Source organism: Streptomyces sp. NPDC048352 (assembly GCF_040651895.1).
In the GTDB taxonomy this organism is placed as follows: Bacteria; Actinomycetota; Actinomycetes; order Streptomycetales; family Streptomycetaceae; genus Streptomyces.
In genome coordinates, this window is the sequence record NZ_JBEZKZ010000002.1 from 55,205 (window position 1) to 70,086 (window position 14,882).

14 protein-coding genes and 1 tRNA gene are annotated in these 14,882 nt (G+C 72.3%); 6 read left to right on the plus strand and 9 right to left on the minus strand.

What is annotated here, in order from left to right:
- Positions 1–152 precede the first annotated feature (152 nt).
- The 6 genes from AB0D45_RS01485 to AB0D45_RS01510 all read right to left on the minus strand — a co-directional run bounded on the left by AB0D45_RS01485 (position 153) and on the right by AB0D45_RS01510 (position 5,706).
- Positions 153–240 (minus strand) — tRNA-Ser (locus tag AB0D45_RS01485).
- A 60-nt stretch (positions 241–300) separates the two neighbouring features.
- A complete protein-coding gene (locus tag AB0D45_RS01490) occupies positions 301–1,239 on the minus strand; it encodes a peptidase (RefSeq protein WP_362454799.1) in 939 nt (312 codons plus the stop codon).
- Positions 1,240–1,439: 200 nt separating this feature from the next.
- Complete coding sequence (locus AB0D45_RS01495) at positions 1,440–2,486, minus strand: putative sulfate exporter family transporter (RefSeq protein WP_362454800.1); 1,047 nt, start codon at positions 2,484–2,486, stop codon at positions 1,440–1,442.
- Complete coding sequence (locus tag AB0D45_RS01500; protein WP_362454801.1) at positions 2,486–3,034, minus strand: cysteine dioxygenase family protein; 549 nt, start codon at positions 3,032–3,034, stop codon at positions 2,486–2,488. The genes AB0D45_RS01495 and AB0D45_RS01500 overlap by 1 nt, the downstream gene beginning before the upstream one ends.
- A 101-nt stretch (positions 3,035–3,135) precedes the next feature.
- Positions 3,136–4,041 (minus strand): LysR substrate-binding domain-containing protein, encoded by a 906-nt coding sequence (locus AB0D45_RS01505; protein ID WP_362454802.1) that lies wholly within the window; start codon positions 4,039–4,041, stop codon positions 3,136–3,138.
- Between the two features lie 114 nt (positions 4,042–4,155).
- A complete protein-coding gene (locus AB0D45_RS01510; protein ID WP_362454803.1) occupies positions 4,156–5,706 on the minus strand; it encodes a trypsin-like peptidase domain-containing protein in 1,551 nt (516 codons plus the stop codon).
- A gap of 289 nt (positions 5,707–5,995) precedes the next feature.
- On the opposite strand from AB0D45_RS01510, the gene AB0D45_RS01515 reads away from it, so the two are divergent.
- The 3 genes from AB0D45_RS01515 to AB0D45_RS01525 all read left to right on the plus strand — a co-directional run bounded on the left by AB0D45_RS01515 (position 5,996) and on the right by AB0D45_RS01525 (position 8,646).
- Positions 5,996–6,796, plus strand: coding sequence for a glycerophosphodiester phosphodiesterase (locus AB0D45_RS01515; protein WP_361595497.1), 801 nt, complete (start codon positions 5,996–5,998; stop codon positions 6,794–6,796).
- A gap of 183 nt (positions 6,797–6,979) precedes the next feature.
- Complete coding sequence (locus AB0D45_RS01520) at positions 6,980–7,495, plus strand: ATP-binding protein (protein WP_362454804.1); 516 nt, start codon at positions 6,980–6,982, stop codon at positions 7,493–7,495.
- Between the two features lie 176 nt (positions 7,496–7,671).
- Positions 7,672–8,646 (plus strand): DUF5926 family protein, encoded by a 975-nt coding sequence (locus AB0D45_RS01525; RefSeq protein ID WP_362454805.1) that lies wholly within the window; start codon positions 7,672–7,674, stop codon positions 8,644–8,646.
- 181 nt (positions 8,647–8,827) lie between these two features.
- Here the strand turns inward: AB0D45_RS01525 and AB0D45_RS01530 are convergent, their stop codons facing one another.
- Entirely contained in the window at positions 8,828–9,388 is a 561-nt protein-coding gene (locus AB0D45_RS01530; RefSeq protein WP_362454806.1) for a hypothetical protein, read from the minus strand.
- 156 nt (positions 9,389–9,544) lie between these two features.
- Complete coding sequence (locus AB0D45_RS01535) at positions 9,545–10,267, minus strand: bifunctional DNA primase/polymerase (protein ID WP_362454807.1); 723 nt, start codon at positions 10,265–10,267, stop codon at positions 9,545–9,547.
- Between the two features lie 421 nt (positions 10,268–10,688).
- On the opposite strand from AB0D45_RS01535, the gene AB0D45_RS01540 reads away from it, so the two are divergent.
- Entirely contained in the window at positions 10,689–12,293 is a 1,605-nt protein-coding gene (locus AB0D45_RS01540; protein ID WP_362454808.1) for a PP2C family protein-serine/threonine phosphatase, read from the plus strand.
- Positions 12,294–12,441: 148 nt separating this feature from the next.
- The gene (locus AB0D45_RS01545; protein WP_362454809.1) at positions 12,442–13,908 is read left to right on the plus strand and encodes an aminopeptidase P family protein; all 1,467 of its coding nucleotides are present in this window, start codon (positions 12,442–12,444) and stop codon (positions 13,906–13,908) included.
- 60 nt (positions 13,909–13,968) lie between these two features.
- Here AB0D45_RS01545 and AB0D45_RS01550 read toward each other — a convergent pair whose 3' ends face one another.
- A complete protein-coding gene (locus AB0D45_RS01550; protein WP_362454810.1) occupies positions 13,969–14,484 on the minus strand; it encodes an ATP-binding protein in 516 nt (171 codons plus the stop codon).
- A gap of 224 nt (positions 14,485–14,708) precedes the next feature.
- Here AB0D45_RS01550 and AB0D45_RS01555 point away from each other — a divergent pair, with 224 nt between their 5' ends.
- Positions 14,709–14,864, plus strand: a complete 156-nt coding sequence (locus AB0D45_RS01555; RefSeq protein WP_362454811.1) for a hypothetical protein — start codon at positions 14,709–14,711, stop codon at positions 14,862–14,864.
- Positions 14,865–14,882: the final 18 nt, after the last annotated feature.

Here is a 14,882-nt window from a genome sequence, read left to right on the forward strand (position 1 = left end):
AGGAAAAGCAGGTATATCTGCCGATTGCCTGCGTGAGCACTCGCCAGGGGCTCGGCGCGGCTCTGGGGCTCGTGCGCGGGAAAGACGGGACACACGGCGAAGGGGTGCCCCTGATCGGGGCACCCCTTCTGGTCAGCGCGTGCGCTGAGGTGTGGCGGTGGGTGTGGGATTTGAACCCACGGTGACTCGCGCCACGACGGTTTTCAAGACCGTTCCCTTAGGCCGCTCGGGCAACCCACCTGGCCGGTACAGAGTACCGGGATGTCGGGGTGGGTGGGGTGGGTGTTCCGGTCGGCGGGGTCAGGAGGTCTGGGCCTTGTCGTAGGCGGCCTTGACCTCGTTGCCGAAGTACGGGCCGAACATCGTGTTCGGCAGGAAGGTGTAGCCGAAGCTGTTCACCGAGACCTGGGTGCCGAGGCCCGTGGACTCGTTGAAGTCCTGGAACCAGGGGCCGCCGCTGGAGCCGCCGGTCATGTTGCAGGCCAGGCTGTGGTCCTTGGTCAGCAGGAAGTCCTTGCCGGTGCCGGCGCTGCAGTAGACGAGCTTGGTGCCGTCGTAGGGCGCGGCCGCGGGGAAGCCGAAGGAGTACATCCGCTTGTTGTAGCCGCCGTTGAACAGGATGCCCTGGGCGCCGACGACCTGGCTGAGCTTCTGCCCGTTCAGCGGAGCCACGACGGCGAGGCCGACGTCCATGTTCATGTCCTCGCTAGCCGCCCACTGGTCGGTGGCGAAGGTCTTGGTCGCCGGCCATTGGCCGTACGGGGCGTTGCCGTTGTCGTACGCCGGCACGAAGATCCAGTTGGTGTGCCAGGCGCCCTGGTACTTCACGCAGTGGCCGGCCGTGATGACCGTGCTTCCGTTCTGGCTGGTGATCGAGTCGCCCGAGCAGGAGGCCGTACGGCCCTGGAAGGTGAAGAACACCCGGCCCGAGGTCTTCACCACGGCCCCGCCGCCCGTCCACGCGCCGCCGGCCTGCGGGAACGCCGTGGGGGAGGTGGCGGGGACCGTGGTGGGGCGGACCGCCGCCGTGGGCGCCGTACGGGCGCCGCGGGGGGCCGCCGACACGTCCAGCGGGGTGGCCTGGCGCATCCGCTCGGGAGTCCAGAAGCCGGAGGTCTGCCGGGGCCGGAACGAGGCGGGCGACTCGGCCGCCGCCGAAGGGGAGGCCGCCGTCAGGGCCCCCGCGAGCAAGGCGCCCGCGGCCAGGAGGACGGATGCCGCCGTGCGATGACGATTCACGCAGGACTCCTTCTGCCGTGCCCGTGCCGGTGGGGCCCGGGCAGGGTGGGGTGCAGAGCTGTCGGTGCGGATCGGCTGTTCGGATTGCGGGGGCAGAGTCGCACGAGGCCCCGCAGATGTCAGGGGGCAGTCCGTACGTTCGGTCGGTTCCGGCCAGGAAATGGCCAACTGTCCATGCGTCGCTTCGTCATGTGGGGTCCTCAGGCCGTCAGGACGACTCCCGCGTACGAGACGCCGGCCACCACCACCCAGGCGCCGAGACCGAGCGCCGCGGCCCGCCCGCCCGTCCTGGCCAGCGTCGGCAGGTGCACCGCGCTCCCGAGCCCGAACAGGGCTGCCGCCAGCAGGCCCTCCTGCGCCGTGTGCGCCCACTCCAGCACCGCCCCGGGCAGCAGCCCCGTGGCACGCAGCGCGGCCGCCACCAGGAACCCGGCGACGAACAGCGGCACCGGAGCCGGCCGGCGCCCCGCGGAGGTACGCACCCCGCGCCGCCGGGCCCGCATCGAGAAGGCCACGGCCGCCACCAGCGGAGCCAGCAGGGCCACCCTCATCAGCTTGACCAGCACTGCCTCGCCGAGCGCTCCGGCACCGGCGGTCTGGGCCGTCGCCACCACCTGCCCGACGTCGTGGACGCTCGCCCCCACCCACCGTCCGAAGGCGAGGTCCGAGAGCCCCAATGGGCCTTGCAGCAGCGGGAGCACGGCGATGGCAAGGGTCCCGCACAGGGTGACCAGCGCCACCGAGGCGGCCACGTCCTCCTCGTCGCTTCCGGAGACCTCGCTCACCGCACCGATGGCCGAGGCTCCGCAGATCGAGTAGCCGGTGGCGATCAGCAGCGGCTGGTCCCCCGGGAGTCCGAGGCGGCGGCCCAGCCAGACCGTGCCGAAGAAGGTGGCCGCGACCACCCCGGACACCATGGCCACCGTCCCCCAGCCCAGTCGGAGCACCTGGTCCAGGCCCAGGCCGAGGCCCAGCAGGACGATGCCGATCCGCATCAGCCGCCGCCCGGCCAGTGACAGGCCCGGGCGGGCGGGCCCGCGCACGAAGGTCCGTACACCGGGGAGGTGGGCCACCGCGATCCCGAGGACCACCGAGGCGGTCAGCATCGGCACGGCGGGCACCAGCAGGTGCACGCACCAGGCCGCCAGGGCTCCGGCGGCGGCAGCCGCCAACCCGGGCCAAGGCGTGGGTGTTTCACGTGAAACATGGCGGACCGCCTCGCTGTGGGGGCGGTGGAGGAGGGCCATCAGTCGACGGGGAGCGTGTAGACGCGGCGGATGCTGGTGCCCAGGCGGGAGACGTCGGCTCCGTACACGTGCAGGGATATGGCCTTCGTACTACAGGAGTTGCGCACCTTGTGGATGTCTCCCGGAGGGGCGAAGCCGCAGACGTCGCCCTGACCGTTGACCACGTCCTCCGTGGCGACCAGCCGCGCCACGCCCGTGCCGGGCGCGAGCCGGTACCGGCGCTCGCTCTCCTCGCCCTGGTGCACCCCGGCCACGCACCACGACACGTGGTCGTGGATGCAGGTCTCCTGGCCGGGCAGCCAGACCAGCGCGACCACCGAGAAACTGCCGTCGGGCTCCGCGTGCAGGATGTGCTGGCGGTACCGCTCGGGGTCCCCCTCCTGCTGGGCGGCGGTCAGCAGGTCGGACGCGCCCAGGTGCGGGGCGAGCCGCTCGCCCACCAGGTAGGCGGTCAGGTCGGGGGCCAGGCCCCGGTCCACGACGCTGCGGATCTCACTGACGAGGGCGGCCATCCTCGTGGTCGTACGGGCCGGCGTGGTGGTGGTCATGCAAGCAGCGTCCGCCGGTGCATCCATCACGTCCAACGACAGTTATGACGTGAAATCCCTAGCTCTGCTTATGGATTGCAGGGTGGTGGGGGATGGCCGCATCAGCAGCCGATGCGGTTCGACGCGGCCTTCTTCAGCTCGTCCAGCACCACCGCTGTCGCCGGGATCCGGAGATGGTCCCGGTAGACGTACGCGGCGATGTGGCGACGGGCCGCGGGCTCCAGCACCCGCCCGCAGACCCGGCTGAGGGAGAGCGAGGGCAGGACAAGCGCGGGCATCATCGCCACGCCCAGACCCTGCGCGACCAGGCTCTGGACCACCAGGTTGTCATCGGTGGCGAAGCGGATGTCCGGTACGAAGCCGAGCTCCGCGCACTCGTGCAGCAGGTTCGCCCGGCAGCGCGGACACCCCGCGATCCACCGCTCCTCCGCGAGGTCGGCGAGGTGCACGGCCCGGCGCCGGGCCAGCGGGTGACCGGTCGGCAGCAGCACCGTGAGCTGGTCCTCCAGCAGCCTGACCTCGGCCACCTCCTCCGGGACCTCCTCGTGCAGCCCGGGATAGGTGAAGGCGAGGGTGATGTCGCACTCGCCGCGCTGGAGCCGCCGCAGGGATTCAGGGGGCTCGCCCTCCAGCAGCTCCACCTGGACGCCCGGGTGGTCCTTGGCGAGACCGCTGAGCGCCTCCGGCACAAGGGTGACGTTGGCGCTGGGGAACCCGCAGACCCGTACGCGCCCGGTCCGCAGCCGCGTGTACGCCTTCAGCTGGGCCTCGGCGGCGGAGAGGGTGCCGAGGATGGACTCGGCATGCCTGGCCAGGGACTCGCCGGCTTCGGTGAGCTTCATCCGGCGGCCGACGCGCGTGAACAGCGGGGTGCCGACGGCACGTTCGAGTGCCTTCATCTGCTGGGTGATCGCGGGCTGGGTGTAGCCCAGGACGCGAGCGGCCGCCGAGTACGATCCCGCGGCGACCACTTCATGGAATGTCCGTATGTGCCGTGAATCGAACACGAGCGAAGCATAAGCAGATATTGGAAGGGGCCGTAGGCGGAATCCCGCCCACGGCCCCTTCCATCAAGCCACTGTCGAGCGGCTGTTCACCGCTCCCGCCGTGGCCGCTGCCGGTTACTTGTCGCCGACGCGCGAGCCGAGGGTGATGTCGACCGTGGTCGGCTTGCCGCCGCGCAGGTAGGTCAGCTTCACCGTGTCGCCCGGCTTGTACGTCCAGATCAGGCTGATCAGGGTCGGGCCGCTGTCGACCGGCTTGCCGCCGAACTCGGTGATGATGTCGCCGGGCTTGAGGCCCGCCTTGCCGGCCGGGCCGTTGGGGTCGACCAGCTCGTTGGCGGGCGCCCCCTGCTCGGAGATCTTGGCGCCGTCCGACTTGGCCTGGAGGTCGACCGAGACCGAGATCACCGGGTAGACCGGCTTGCCCGTCTTGATCAGGGACTCCGCCACGTTCTTGGCCTGGTTGATCGGGATGGCGAAGCCCAGGCCGATGGACCCGGCCTGGCCGCCGCCGAATCCACCGTTGCCGGCGGACTGGATCGCCGAGTTGATGCCGATGACCGCGCCTCGGCCGTCGAGCAGCGGGCCGCCCGAGTTGCCCGGGTTGATGGAGGCGTCCGTCTGCAGGGCGCTCATGTACGAGTTCTTGCCGCCGGAGCCGTCACCGGACGCCACGGGCCGGTTCTTGGCACTGACGATGCCGGTGGTCACCGTGTTGGACAGGCCGAAGGGGGCACCGATCGCGATGGTCGGATCGCCGACCGCGACCTTGTCGGAGTCGCCCAGCGGCAGCGGCTTGAGGCCGGCGGGCGGGTTCTTCAGCTTGAGCACGGCGACGTCGTAGCCCTGGGCCCGGCCGATCACCTCGGCCTCGTACTTCTTGCCGTCGGAGAAGGTCGCGGAGAGCTTGCCGCCGTTCGCCGCGGAGGCCACCACGTGGTTGTTGGTGAGGATGTGGCCCTCTTGGTCGTAGACGAAGCCGGTGCCGGTGCCGCCCTCGCCGTCCCCGGCCGAGGCCTCGATGGTCACGACGCTGGGCAGGGCGTTCGCCGCGGTGCCCGCGACCGAGCCGGCATCGCGCTTGAGGTCCTTGGGGGTGTTGCCCGCGGTGATGGTGGTGGAGCCGAAGCCGCCGCCGTCGTTCCGCTCGGCCGCCCAGTAGCCGACGCCGCCGCCGACGCCGCCCGCGAGGAGGGCCGCCGCCAGGACGGCCGCCACGAGGCCGCCCTTGCCCTTCGGCTTCGGCGCCGGGGTGCCGTCGGTGGTGAGCGGGGCGCCCCAGGCTCCGCCGTGCCCGCCGTGGCCGCCGTACGCCGGGACCGCGGGCGGCGGCGGGGGCCAGGCTTCGGCGCCGTACGCCGTCTGCCCGGCCGGGGCGTGGGGCTGCGCGTCGGGCTGGCCGTAGCCGTAGGCCGGGGGCGCCGAAGCCGGCGCGGGCGGCAGCTGCTGGGTCTGCTCGGCACCGGCCGGAGCAGGAGCCGACGTCGGAGCAGGGCCCGGCGCCTGAGCGGCGTCCGGCTCGACGGGCACACCCCCGTGGGCCGCCGGTGCGGCGGCGGGCGCGGCCGGAACCTTGGCCAGGTCGGGGGTGGAGGCGGCCGGCGCGGGGGGTACGGACGGGGCCGCGGGGGGCGTCGGGGCCGCGGTGCCCTCGTTCTCGGTGCTCACAGCGCTCTCTCCTCGTCACACACGGCTTACAGGCTTACACGGCTGCACAGGATCGGGACAGGTCCGACTCCGGACATACAGGATGAAACCGGGCCGACGCCCATCTGGCATCGGTCCGACTGAACGTTCGAGCTGCCGTACAAGTTCCACGGCAAAGCCTTTCCCATGGCCCGTCAGGGCACTGTAAGCCGGACCTGTGCGTCTTCCCCCATTCTTTATATCCGACATATCAGACGCACCCGCAGGACTCCCCCCGACACGCGGGGCTCCTCGATGGCACCATGACCGGGTGACCCACGCATCGCCGCGCCCCATCCAGGTCGTCGCCCACCGCGGCGCCTCGGAGGACGCCCCCGAGCACACCTTGGCCGCGTACCGGAAGGCCATCGAGGACGGCGCGGACGCCCTCGAATGCGACATCCGGCTGACCGCCGACGGCCACCTGGTCCTGGTCCACGACCGCCGCGTGAACCGCACCTCGAACGGCCGCGGCGCCGTCTCCGCCCTGGAGCTGGCCGATCTCGCCGCCCTCGACTTCGGCTCCTGGAAGGACCGCGAGGAGTCCCCCGACTGGGACGCGGACCCGGAGCGGACCTCCGTGCTCACCCTGGAGCGGCTGCTGGAGCTGGTCTCCGACGCCGGCCGGCCCGTCCAGCTGGCGATCGAGACGAAACACCCCACCCGCTGGGCCGGACAGGTGGAGGAGCGGCTCCTCTTCCTCCTCAAGCGCTTCGGACTGGACGCCCCGCCCGCCGACGGCCCGCACCCGGTCCGGATCATGAGCTTCTCCGCCCGCTCCCTGCACCGGGTCCGCGCGGCCGCGCCGACGGTACCGACCGTGTACCTGATGCAGTTCGTCTCGCCCCGGATGCGCGACGGGAGGCTGCCCGCCGGAGTGAAGATCGCCGGACCGTCCATGCGGATCGTGCGCAACCACCCCGGCTTCATCCGCAGGCTCCAAACCGCCGGCCACTCCGTACACGTATGGACAGTGAACGCTCCCGAAGATGTTCAGCTATGCGCTGATCTGGGTGTGGAAGCGATCATCACGAACAGGCCACGCCAGGTTCTGTCCCAACTCGGGCGCTGACGTCCCCTTTTGCCCACCCGTCACGCCCGCCCCGCCCGTAACGGGGAGTGCACCGGCGCATCCGCTGCGCATCCGGGGCTCGCGAATGCGTCATGACAGCGTCAGAGGGCCTCGTCACGGCGGTTTCCGGTCCAGGCCATTGGGGCATCCAGACCATGGCGTGGGGCTAAGGAGGTTCCGGGGGTGGCGTTGGTGATGGCACAGGAAGTGCCCACGTCGTCGTGCATGGACATTCGCCATGGTCCTGCGGGCGTGGGCGAGGCGAGGCACCGGATGCGCGAGCAACTGCGCATGAGCGGCCTGTCCGAATCGGTCGTGGACGATGCCGTACTGATCCTTTCCGAACTGCTCAGCAACGCCTGCCGCCACGGCCGGCCGCTGGGCCGGCGTGAGATCGGGGACGGGGAGGTGCGCGCCGCGTGGCGCGTCGACACCACGGGGCGGCTGACGGTCGAGGTCACGGACGGTGGCGGCCCGACCCGCCCGGTTCCGGCCACGCCCTCGGTCACCGCGCACGGCGGGCGGGGGTTGAACATCATCAGCGCCCTGGCCCAGGACTGGGGTGTCCGGGACGGAGCGGCGGGTGAGGTCACCGTCTGGGTGATCGTCGCCCGGGGGTCCCGGCACGACGATTTCGCTACGCGCGTCACAGCCCCGGCGATGGACTTCGCGGCGGCCTTCGACGATCTGGATCCGTGAAGCGGACCGGTCCCGCACGACATGCTTGACCCGCACCACCGGCCATCCGCACAGGCGGCCGTCCGGGAGCGCACGCCGACCGTGCTCCCGGCCGCACCCCACCGGTCGCGGCGGTACGAACGGCTAGGCTCGCGCCCAGAGAACCGCCGTACCGCCGCAACCGGGAGACACCCACGATGGCCAAGAAGCGCCCTGCCGCGAAGACCGCGAAGCCGCAGCTCGAGAACGGGGAGATCCCGGTCGTCGGCGCGCGCGAGCCCTGCCCCTGCGGCTCGGGCCGCCGCTACAAGGCCTGCCACGGCGCAGCCGCCTCGCACGCCTCGACCGAGCACGTGCGGCGCCCGTTCGAGGGACTTCCGGGCGAGTGCGACTGGGTGGCGCTGCGCGAGCTCGTCCCCGCGGCCACCATCCCGCTGACCCTCAAGGGCGGTCTGCCCGAGGGCGTCCCGTCCGTCACCCTGGTGACCGTACTGCCCATGGCCTGGCCGGCCCTGCGGCGCGAGGACGGCTCGGTCCTGCTCGGCCTCCAGAACGACTCGACCACCGGCGACCTGGCCCGCGATCTGGCCGACACCCTGGAGCGCGCGCTCGTCGCCGAGCCCGGCACCCCGGTGGCGGCCCGCCGGGTGCCGGCCGAGGGTCCCCGGCTCCAGGATCTCCTCGACCCGGACGGCGTTTTCGAGCCGGTTGTGCACACGGGCTTCGAATTCTGGATTCCGGAGGCGGAAAGCGCCCAGAACGCCTCTCCGGAGATCGCCGCCTCGCTGGAGCGCGCCAACGCCGCCGCCATCCCGACCGTCAAGCTGACGGGCGTGGACGCGGCCTACTGGTGCGAGACCCCGGATAAGAACCACCTGCGCTGGGTCATGCCGCACCCCGAGGAGAAGCTGCTCGACGCCCTCGCGCGCCTGCACGCCGCGGGCACGTCCTCCCTCGGCGAGGGCACGAAGCTCGTCGGTTCCTTCCGCGCCCACGGCCTCGTGGTCCCGGTCTGGGACCTGCCCACCGGGGTCTCCGCGGACGACGTGGAGAAGCCCGCCGCCGAGTTCGCGGAACGGCTGGCCGCGGCCCTCGCCGCGGACGCTCCGCTGACCCCCGAGGAGCGCCGCGCTCGCGGCGGCCTCACCAACCGCCAGGTGACGCTGAGCTGACGCACGGCCACGCACGGGTCCGGTGACTGGGGTCACAACTCCCGCTAATCGCCTGCAAATCGATGTCTGAATATCAGAGATCGAATTTGCGAACAGGCGATCTCTTGTTACCGTTCTTGTAGCCCGGTCGCTGGTGCATCCCCCGTCGCCAGCGACCGGGCCCTTGTCTTTCCGGTGGCGTTCAACCTTCGCCCGGGCCCGGTGAGTTGCTCCCGGACCGCAGCAGCAGCCGCCCTTCATCATCCGGAACTGCAAACTCCGCTACGGCCGAGTAGTCCTCCGGCGCCCCCGCCGAATCACCCCGGGGCGTCTCGCACAGTCCGGGCTCGTCCCCCGCCCCGACCGCACAGCGGATCTGCACCGTGCGCCCCGCGGGCCCCATCACGGTCAGTACGGCGTCCAGCGCGCGTCCGCTGGTGTTGCGGTAGTAGCTGCGGCCCCAGGTCTGTCCCGCGCTCTCCAGGACGCACGTCTGCGCCTCCAGCCCCTGCGGAGCGGAGAGTTCGGGTCCGCAGCGGGAGGCGGTACGCGGCTGCTCCGCGGGTCCCGGCCGGGCCGGGCCCGCGGCGGGACGCGCCGCGTTCGGGGCGGGGGAGGAGCGGGAAAGGCCGAGCGAGGTGAGCAGTCCCCCGCCTTTTCCGTCATCCTGACCGGCGATATCCGGCCCGGCGATCGCTCCGGCCAGGGGAAGCGACAAGATGACCAGCACACCGGCGCCGATACCGATCAGGCGGAGATTCATTCGCCGAAGATAGCGACGCGGGAAAGGGGCGCGGAGATCCCCGCGCCCAATTCCCTTGCAAACCCGCTGCGCTGGCACCCGTACGAGTGATGCGGCGGCGCGACTCCGGCGACCCCGGCCGCTCGGTATGCGAGCCGACTCCGGCGACGCGCCTGTTCAGTACGCGAGCCGGCTGCCGCCGCCGGGCGCGCCGCTGCTCGCCTCGACGAGCGCGTCCACGACCGCCTCGACCTCCGGCAGCCACAGCCCGCCCGGGCCGGACGCGGGCTCCCGCTCCCAGCGGACCTGCCCGCCGCCGCTGGCCGCGGAGGGCGGCAGCAGCAAATAGCCGCCCTCACCGTGGAAGCGCAGCGAGGAGGGCACGTGGTCCTTGGCGTACAGGAGTTCGCCGAGTCGCTCCAGCGAGTAAGGCGCCACCAGCAGGGACCACCGGGTGGGCGTGGCGACGATCGGACCGAGCCGCATGCCCTGCGCGTCCAGCCGTACGACGGCGCGCGCGGCCGCGCCGGCCGGCAGGCTCACCGCGCACGGTGCGCCGCCGCCGGTCGCCAGCAGCACCGGGGCGGCGGGCCGCCTGGCCCACCACCAGGCCACCATCCGGGCGTCGGTCGTGGCGGCCAGCAGCCCGGGGTCGAAGGGATGCGCGCCGGGCACCACGCAGTCGGGCTCGGGGCAGGCGCACCGCGGACTGTCGGCGGCGGCCCGGCCGACGCCCGGCAGTACGGGCCACTGCCAGACGGTGGCACAGGTCAGCGCCCCGTCGAGCAGGGAGGCGGCCGCCGTGCCGTCCACGCCCGTCTCGGCTGAGCGGGAGGCGGAGCGCGGGAATTTCAAGCGATCGCGGAGCCGCTGGAGACGCCTTCCGAGGATCTCGCGCATGAGCGCTCGTTCCTTTCCGTTGAACGCCGAAGGGCCACATCACACCATGTATCCGGTGTTTCACCACACGTGCACGTTTCGCGTCACTGTCCGCCTGAAGCAGGTTCACACGGTTCGTGCAGTTGTCTTACGGGTCCGTCAAACGTCCGGCGGGGACCCGGAGCGAGCGGCCCGGGCGACCCGCACCGGTCTCGAGACCGGCTGCCGCCGCTAAGGACGACTGCCCGCGCCGGGCGGTTCCCGGCGGTGCCGGGAGGGCGTCAACTGACCCCGGGCACCATCGAGTACGTACCCGGAGCCCTGGGAGCGCCTGTCCAGTCGAGCGCAAAAACCGTCCGCTTCCCGCTTTTTCCGGCCAAGTTTTAGCCCGGGCTGGACAGTGAGTTGCCGCCCCACGGACACCAGTATTCCCACCTGGGCAATGCTGGACATCGCTCCTCGTGTGCGTGTAGATGTGGATCCATTGATGGCGGCGCAGCACGATCTGGGGGTTTGCGATGCTACATGGCGAATCGCACCAGGTGGAAAGGCGGACGCCATGAGCGCCCCGCATCTGCCGAAAGTGGCTGGAATCGATCCAGCAGTTACAGCGCCCGCGCACACTGCGGCGCCCACGCCCGGTTCCACTCCCCCGACCTCCCCGTCCACGGCCGCGCCGGGTCATCCCGCCGGCTCCGCTCCCGCCCCCACCGCTCCCGCCCGGGGCGCCCCGCCGGCGGCGAGCAGCGTCATCCAGGACCGGCTGGCGGGCATGGTCTCCGACCTCACCACCCTCCACGAGCTCACCGAGCGCCTCGCCCGGGCCGATGACCTCGACTCCTCCCTCCGGGAACTCCTGCGCGCCGGAGCCGCCCTCGTCGGCGCGCGCCGCGGACTGGTGGTCCTGGAGCCCTCCGACGGCCTCGGCCCCGCGACCACCATCGGGCTGGGCCTCGGCCGCGCGGACCTCGGGCACATCGAGACGGTGCCGCGCAGCGCCACCTCGTACGGCCGCATCCTCGACGGACTGCCCGGCGCCCACGGGGGCTCCGAGGTGCTCCCCGAGGCGGGCACGACGGCGGTTCCCGGCTCCGGGGGTCACGCGCCCCCCGTGGACCCGCGCCACCGGGAGGTCGCGGCCCGGCTCGGTTACGCCGCGAGCTACGCGCTCCCGCTGGCCGCCGGCGCCACGGGCCGGCTCGGCGCCGCCGTCTGGCTGTACGACGAGCAGGCCGAGCCGGGCGAGCGCCAGCGCGACCTCGTCGGGCTGTACGTCCGGCACGCCGCCGAACACCTGGCCCGGATGCTGGAGGTCACGCGCTCGCGCGAGCGGCTGGCCACCATCGCCGGGGAACTGCTGCCCAGCCGGCTGCCCCGGATCCCCGGGGTGCAGCTCGCCGCCCGGCACCGCACCGGTCCGCAGGGCGGCGGCGACTGGTACGACGCACTGCCGCTGCCCGAGGGCGCGATGGGGCTGGCCGTCGGATCCGTCACCGGGTCCGGCCCGAGCGCCGTCGCGGCGATGGGCAGGCTGCGCGCCTCGCTGCGGGCGTACGCAGTGATGGAGGGGGAGGACCCCGTCGCGGTCCTGTCCGACCTGGAGCTGCTGCTGCGCCTGACCGAGCCCGCGCGCTCGGCGACCGCGCTCTTCGCCTTCTGCGAGCCCGCCGCCCGCAAGATCGTCCTCGCGGGTGCGGGGCACACGCCGCCGCTGCTCATCGGCGAGCGCCGGACCGAGTACGTGGAGACCTCCCTCTCCGCGCCGCTGGGGATGCTGGCGTGCTGGGAGGCGCCGAGCGTGGAGATCGAACCCGCGCCCGGAGAAACGGTGCTTCTCTACACCGACGGCCTGCTGCGGCGTACCGGCGACCCCATGGACCGGGCCTATGCCCGGTTGCACGCGGCGGCGGCGGGGGTTCCGCGGAGCGCGCGGGAGGACCCGGCGGCCATCTGCGACCACATCCTGAAGACGGTCCTGCCGGAGGAGGCGGCCCGCCCGGCCGACGCGTCCGAGGACGTCGTCCTGCTCGCGGCCCGGTTCGACTGACGCCCGCGCCCGGCCGCCACCCCACCGCGGAAGCATGCGCCCGGTTTGACTGATATGTCACAGGTCTGGCCGGGGGCCTTCCCTTCGCACATACGATGGACGAGGTCCGTACCCGGTCCTTGCATGTCGTAGCAGCGGAGGAGAAGACGTGGCTGACGAGCTCACCCCGGAGACCCCGGAAGAAGAGCAGCCCAAGAAGAAGCACAAGCAGCGCAAGAACGGGCTGTACCCGGGCGTCAGCGATGAACTCGCGGAGAACATGCGTACCGGCTGGGCCGACACCGAACTCCGCGGCCTGGAGCCCATCGCCCAGGCCGGGCACACCGCCGACCGCCGTGCCGCGCTGTCCGCGCGCTTCCCCGGTGAGCGGCTGGTCGTCCCGGCCGGCCGCCTGAAGGTCCGCTCGAACGACACCGAGTACCCCTTCCGCGCCTCGACCGAGTACGCGTACCTCACCGGCGACCAGACCGAGAACGGCGTCCTCGTCCTGGAGCCCGCCGGGGAGACCGGCCACCAGGCCACCGTCTACCTGCTGCCCCGCTCCGACCGCGAGAACGGCGAGTTCTGGCTCTCCGGCCAGGGCGAGCTCTGGGTCGGCCGCCGCCACTCCCTCACCGAGGCCGAGCAGCTCCTGGGCATCCCTGCCAAGGACGTGCGCACCCTTCCCGAGGCCCTCGCCGAGGCCACCGGCCCGGTGCGCGTCGTACGCGGCCACGACTCCGTCATCGAGGCCGCCCTCACCGACAAGGTGACCAAGGAGCGCGACGAGGAGCTGCGCGTCTACCTCTCCGAGGCCCGCGCCGTGAAGGACGCCTTCGAGATCGGCGAGCTCCAGAAGGCCGTCGACTCCACCGTCCGCGGCTTCGAGGACGTGGTGAAGGTCCTCGACAAGGCGGAGGCCACCTCCGAGCGCTACATCGAGGGCACCTTCTTCCTGCGCGCCCGCGTCGAGGGCAACGACGTCGGCTACGGCACCATCGCCGCCGCCGGCGCCCACGCCTGCACGCTGCACTGGGTCCGCAACGACGGCGCGGTCCGCTCCGGCGACCTGCTGCTGCTCGACGCCGGCGTGGAGACCGACTCCCTCTACACCGCCGACGTCACGCGCACGCTGCCGATCAGCGGCACGTACAGCGACATCCAGCGCAAGATCTACGACGCCGTGTACGAGTCCCAGGAAGCCGGCATCGCCGCGGTCAAGCCGGGCGCCAAGTTCCGCGACTTCCACGACGCCTCGCAGCACGTGCTCGCCGAGAAGCTCGTCGAGTGGGGCCTGCTGGAGGGCCCGGTCGAGCGGGTCCTGGAGCTCGGTCTCCAGCGCCGCTGGACCCTCCACGGCACCGGCCACATGCTCGGCATGGACGTCCACGACTGCGCCGCCGCGCGCACCGAGGCGTACGTGGACGGCACGCTGGAACCGGGCATGTGCCTGACCGTCGAGCCCGGTCTGTACTTCCAGGCCGACGACCTGACCGTGCCGCAGGAGTACCGCGGCATCGGCGTCCGGATCGAGGACGACATCCTCGTCACCGAGGACGGCAACCGGAACCTGTCGGCCGGGCTGCCCCGCACCTCGGTCGAGGTCGAGGCCTGGATGGCGCGCCTCAAGGGCTGACGCCGGCGGGTGGACGTACGGGTGGGCGGGAACCGGTCGCGGTTCCCGCCCTCCGTCGTCCTACGACACCTTCAGCAGCGCGTCGTCGCGCCACTTCAGCATCTTGTCGAAGCTCACCACGGCCCCCCGGCCGGGCCGGTTGCGGAAGCGGACGTGGTCGGCGAGTTCCTCGATCAGGTGCAGTCCCCGGCCGTGTTCGGCCAGGCAGGAGCCGGAGGGTCTGCGGCGGGCCACCGTCGAGGGCGGGAATCCCGGGCCCGAATCGGTCACCTCGATGCGGCAGCGGTCCCCGTCCAGATATGCCGTGACGTGGTACGCCTCGGTGGCTGCGTCTCTGCCTTCGCCGCCGCGTTCGCCGGGGCCTTCGCCGGGTCCTTCGCGGGAGGCGGCGCCCGGGCAGCCACCGCGGCCGCCGTGCTCGACCGCGTTCGCGCAGGCCTCGCTCAGCGCGACCGACAGGTCGTAGCAGATGTCCGGGTCCACCCCCGCGGTCTCCATCGTCCCCAGCAGCAGCCGCCGCGCGAGCGGCACGCTCGCGGCTTCGCGCCTCAAGTGGACAGACCACCAGATGCTCATACGGATACCTATTGCCGTCCGCACCGAGCCGTAAGCCCCTGGCGGCCGGCACAGCCCTCATTCGGCCGACGCGCAGTTCCCGGGCGGCGGTGTATGCGGCGCCGCGAGGCCCTTCCGGGGCGCCCGCCGAGCCCGGCCCGGCACCGGCGGCGGAGGGTCACCACGGGTCGGCGCGATCTCGGGAACCCGTCAAGCCGAGCGCACCGCCGGAGGGCGGCCAGCCGGTGGAGCGCGCACCGCCGGAGGGCGGCCGGGACGTGGAGCACGCACCGCCGGAGGGCGGCCGGGACCTGTGCGCGGCTGACCGCGGGCTGATCCGGGACGGACCGGACACCGACCCGCAGACCGGAACCCAAGGGTCCCTCCAGCACCTGCCGTAGGCAGGGCCCGGGCGCAGT